Source organism: Brevundimonas sp. (assembly GCF_036676055.1).
GTDB lineage: Bacteria > Pseudomonadota > Alphaproteobacteria > Caulobacterales > Caulobacteraceae > Brevundimonas.
The window spans coordinates 1-2,630 of the sequence record NZ_JAKFDS010000078.1 but is presented as its reverse complement, the minus strand read 5'-3'; the positions used below and the strand labels follow the sequence as shown (position 1 = coordinate 2,630).

Annotated in this window: 2 protein-coding genes; both read left to right on the top strand. The window is 70.0% G+C overall.

What is annotated here, in order from left to right:
* Positions 1-87: 87 nt before the first annotated feature.
* The gene (locus tag V6M45_RS13015; RefSeq protein WP_332656963.1) at positions 88-606 is read left to right on the top strand and encodes a hypothetical protein; all 519 of its coding nucleotides are present in this window, start codon (positions 88-90) and stop codon (positions 604-606) included.
* Positions 603-2,630 (top strand): penicillin-binding protein 2 (gene mrdA / locus V6M45_RS13010; RefSeq protein WP_332656962.1); only part of this gene is annotated, 2,028 nt, incomplete at its 3' end. The genes V6M45_RS13015 and mrdA, both read left to right, overlap by 4 nt.

The window sequence follows — 2,630 nt, the reverse complement described above, 5'->3', positions numbered from 1 at the left end:
TCCGCCCGCCGCCGCCCCTGCGGCCGCGCCCGTCCAGGCCGCGCCCGCTCCCGGTCCGTCGGCCGCCGCCCCGTCGGGGGACGACGAATGAGACGCGCCGTCGCGGTTCGCGTCGTCGGGCCGATGCAGTGGATCGTCTATCCTGCCCTGATCGCCATCGCGGCCACCATCGTTCTTCAGACCCCGGTCGAGGTCTTCGGCCTGCACCTGCCCGAGCCGGTTATCCCCACGGTGCTGGCCTTCGCCTGGCCACTGATCCGCCCGTCGGTGCTGGCCCCTCTGGTGCTGGTCGTTCTGGGCCTGCTGCTCGACATCCTGACCTACGGCCCGCTCGGCCTCTGGGGGCTGATCTTTCTCGGCATCTACAGCGTCGTCCTCGCCTCGCGCAGCTTCCTTGCGGGCCAGGATACCGCCGTTCTGTTCGTCTGGTACGCCGCCTGCTGCCTGCTGGCCTTCACGCTCGCCTATGTGGTCATGGCCTTCATCGCCGGGACCCCCGCCAGCCTGATCTCGGTCTTCCTGCAGGTGCTGCCGACCCTGCTCCTGTTCCCGTTCGCCCACCGCCTGATCGAACGGTTCGAGGATGGCGACGTGAGGTTCCGATGAGCTCGGAACCGTCGATATTCTTCGCCGACACCAACGAGCGCCAGGGCTCCTTCCTGCGTCGCACCTTCGTCATGGGCGGGCTGACCACCCTCGGCGGCGTCGCCCTGACCGGCAGGCTGGCCCAGTTGCAGGTTATCCAGGCCGGGCAGTATGCGACCCTGGCCACCAACAACCAGTTCAACTTCCGTCTCGTGCCGCCGCCGCGCGGGCGCATCCTCGACCGCAACGGCGTGGTCATCGCCGGCAACCGGCCCAGCTTCCGCGTGCTGGTCGTCCGCGACGAGACCAAGGACCTCGACCAGACCCTCGACCTGCTCGGCCGCCTGCTGCCGGATACCATGGAGCGGCGCCGCTCGATCATCCGCGACGTCAACGCCGCCCCGCGCTTCTCGCCCGTCCCGGTCAAGAGCGACCTGACCTGGGAGGAGTTCGCCCGGGTCAACCTCTACGCCAACGAGCTTCCGGGCGTGATGGCGGACATGAACGAGGCCCGCTTCTATCCGTTCGGCGGATCCTTCGCCCACGTCATCGGCTATGTCGCCAAGCCCAACGACCGCGACATCAAGGCGATCGAGGAACGCGGCGAGAAGGTGCCGGAGATCCTCTACAACCCGGGCTTCCGCATCGGCCGTCAGGGAGTCGAAAAGGCCTTTGACGCCGACCTGCGCGGCGAGGCCGGCGGCAACCGGGTCGAGGTCGACGCCCGCGGCCGCGTCGTGGCTGAGGACATCGGCGGCTCCCGGCCCGCGGTGCCGGGCAAGGACGTGGTCCTGACGCTCGACGCCGATGTGCAGAACCGCGCGCTCGAGGTCTACGGCGAGGAGTCCGGCGGTTGCGTCGTCATGGACATCCGCAACGGCGACATCCTGTGCATGGTCTCGGCCCCATCGTTCGATCCCAATCTCTTCGTCGGCGGCGTGCCGTCCAGCATCTACCGGGCCCTCGCTGACTACGAGCGCAAGCCGCTGCTCGACAAGGCGATCTACGGCACCTTCCCGCCCGGCTCGACCTTCAAGATGACCACGGCCCTCGCCATTCTGGACGCGGGCATTGATCCGACCGAGCGGGTGACCTGCACCGGCGGCTATCGCTACGGCAACCGCACCTTCCGCTGCTGGCGGCGCGGCGGTCACGGCGCGATGGATATGCACAACGCCATCAAGAACTCGTGCGACACCTACTTCTACCACATGTGCAACCGCGCCGGGATCGACCGGATCGCCCGCGTCGCCGAGGACCTCGGCTTCGGCCATACCTACGAGATCGGCATCGCCGGTCAGTCGAAGGGCATCGTTCCCTCGACGAAGTGGAAGCGCGACTACGCCGCCGCCACCAAATGGGACGATGACGGGACCTGGTATCCGGGCGAAACCCTGTCGGTCTCGATCGGGCAGGGGGCCCTGGCCGTCAACGCCCTGCAGCTGGCGGTGATGACCTCGCGCATCGCCAATGGCCGCAAAGCGGTGCAGCCCCGTCTGGTCAGGGCGGTCGGCGGCGAGGCGCGCCCGGCCGCGCCAGCCTTCGCCGACCTCCCGTTCAGCCGCGAGCATCTCGACATCGTGCGGGGCGGCATGGCGGCCGTGGCCAATGACGTCACCGGCACCGCCTATCGCGCCTCCCAGCTCGGGCTCGGCGACATCCAGATGGCCGGCAAGACCGGCACGGCGCAGTCGCGCGACTACGGTTCCGGCTCGCGCGGACCGCGCGACGCCGTGTGGACGCGGCGCGACCACGCCCTGTTCGTCGCCTTCGCGCCGCACGACGCGCCACGCTACGCCATCGCCCTGATCATCCAGCATGCCCCCGCAGGCGGCTCGGCCGACGCCGCGCCCCGGGCGCGCGAGATCATGAAGACCGTCCTGCTCAAGGATCCCGACATGCGCGCCCGCATCGAGCGCCCGCTGCCGCCGGAGGCCGAGGCTCCGGTCGGCGTCGACGAAGGAGAGGCCGGGACCGGCCCCGGCGGCGAAGTCACCGGCGCCGCCGCCGCCGAGCTCGCACCGCCGCCGGCGCCGGCAGGACGC